Raw genomic sequence first — 2,334 nt, forward strand, 5'->3', positions numbered from 1 at the left:
AAGAAAACATAGGAGGCAACACAATGAAAGACATAAAAGTATATTCAAGCAGCACTTGCCCATATTGCACAATGATGAAGGATTATTTGAAATCAAAGAATGTGGATTTCATAGAAAAGAATGTATCAACTGATGCAGATGCAAGAAAAGAGTTGATGGCCATGGGTCATATGGGTGTACCGGTAACTCTTATAGATGGAACTGAAATAGTTGGCTATGACACTAATAAAGTGGATGCACTTTTGGACTAACCCTCCAAATTCATATAATAAACACCCCTCCAAATAATATATTCAGAAAAACCCCTGTTCCCCAGGGGTTTTTCAATGTTCAAACTTAAAGAACCGCCCAAAAATACAAAAAGAACCGTCCCTTTTGTATTTTTGGGCGGTTCTTCCTATGAACTATACCAGTTTTCTATCTACTATCTGGTTTACTACGAAGGTTGCTACATGGTTTGCGAATGATCCAGGTCCGAAGCCTGCATCATATCCAAGTTCCTGTGCAATCTCGTGGGATAGTCTTGGACCACCGCAGATAAGAACTACCTTGTCCCTTATTCCTTCTGCTTCCATAAGCTCTACAAGCTGTGTAAGGTTTGGAATATGAACGTCCTTTTGTGTTACAACCTGTGAAACTAGAATTGCATCAGCATTAAGCTCTATTGCCTTTGCAACCAGGTCTTCGTTTGGCACCTGGCTTCCCAGGTTTACAGCTTCGACTCCCTTGTATCTCTCAAGTCCGTAATGTCCATCAAATCCCTTCATGTTCATTATGGCATCTATTCCAACTGTATGTGCATCAGATCCTGTACATGCTCCGATGATTACTACGTCTCTTTTTATATTTTCTTTTATATAGTCTTCAACACCATACTTGTCCATAAATTCAACGTCAACCTTAGGTACTTCTATTGCAGTATAGTCAACTGTATGGTTTACATTTCCATACATTGTGAAAAAGGTATATCCTACTCCCAGGTCACTTGAATAAACAACGCTAGGCTCTGTAACTCCCATTTTCCTGGCAAGCTGCTTTGCTGCTTCATCGGCTTCATCACCGTAGGGTATGGGAAGTGTAAAGCTTAGCTGCATCTTTCCATCATTAAGTGTGTCACCATATGGTTTTACCTTTGTTAAATCAACATTATCTTTAGTTATTTCCATTATTTTTGCAGACATTCTTTTTCACCTCCAAGCATTAAAGCTATAAACGGATTAATATATCCATCGGATTTTTCTACAACTCCGTCAAGACCTTTTCCGCCGTCAAATGGTCTCTTGACTCCGCCGAACTTGCCCTGCTGGATTGTCGAGAAGATTCCTTCTTTTTCTATATCCTTAAGCATTACTTCTGCATCTTTAAGTACAGACTGTGCTCTTTGCTGAATCATTCCATCTTCCTTGAACTCTATCTCAGAACCAAGATCCCTTGCATTGTTGAAGACATACTGTGCATTTTCTATTGAAAGCATCCTATCCTGTAGAAATGGTGTGTGGATAGCTTCAGTAAGCATTCCAAGAAGCTGCAATCCCTGTCCTGTCCAAATTGAAACAAGGTTGAAAAGTGTATCCTGAACATGACCCTTGAATATGTTTCCCGTTTTGAACTTTGTAGGAGGCATGTATTTTAGTGGAGCATTTGGAAATATTTCCTTTGTCATCTGCGCCTGTGCAAGCTCCATCAAGAATCCATTTTCAATCTTTGGATTCATTTCAAAAGCATGTCCAAGTCCCATCTGCTCTTCCGGTATTCCTGCAAGAAGTGCATATTGCTCATTTATGAACTGTGAAGCAAGTACTGTATGTGCTTCCTCAACTGCATCGGCAGTAGTAAGGTAATTGTCTTCACCTGTGTTTATTATTATTCCAGCATATCCGTTTATGATTCTTGAGAAATACTGGTCTACGATTGTTCTCTGCATGTTGATGTCTCTGAAAAGTATTCCGTAAAGTGCATCATTAAGCATTACATCAAGTCTCTCAAGAGCACCCATTGCTGCAATTTCCGGCATGCAAAGACCTGAACAGTAATTGCAGAGTCTTATGTATTTTCCAACTTCTTCTCCAACCTCGTCAAGAGCCTTTCTCATAAGCCTGAAGTTTTCCTGTGTTGCATATGTTCCACCGAATCCTTCTGTTGTAGGTCCGTATGGTACATAGTCAAGAAGACTCTGTGCGGTAGTTCTTATAACAGCAACAATATCTGCTCCCTGTCTTGCTGCAGCCTGTGCCTGAGTGATGTCTTCGTAGATGTTTCCAGTTGCAACTATTACATAGAGATAAGGCTTTGGTCCTTCTCCTATGGTGTCAATATATTCCTGTCTTTTGTCTC

General features: G+C 40.1%; 3 protein-coding genes. 1 reads left to right on the top strand and 2 read right to left on the bottom strand.

The annotated features are described in order from the left end of the window. Window positions 1-251 (top strand): glutaredoxin family protein (locus AC3AX0_RS11740; RefSeq protein ID WP_487550470.1); only part of this gene is annotated, 251 nt, incomplete at its 5' end. Window positions 252-404: 153 nt separating this feature from the next. Here the strand turns inward: AC3AX0_RS11740 and kamE are convergent. Both kamE and kamD read right to left on the bottom strand, forming a co-directional pair. Continuing rightward, the gene (gene kamE, locus AC3AX0_RS11745; protein ID WP_487550471.1) at window positions 405-1,181 is read right to left on the bottom strand and encodes a lysine 5,6-aminomutase subunit beta; all 777 of its coding nucleotides are present in this window, start codon (window positions 1,179-1,181) and stop codon (window positions 405-407) included. After that, on the bottom strand, window positions 1,166-2,334 hold a 1,169-nt coding region (kamD, locus tag AC3AX0_RS11750; RefSeq protein WP_487550472.1), incomplete at its 5' end, for a lysine 5,6-aminomutase subunit alpha. The genes kamD and kamE, both read right to left, overlap by 16 nt.

It is taken from the genome of Dethiosulfatibacter sp. (genome assembly GCF_983023055.1).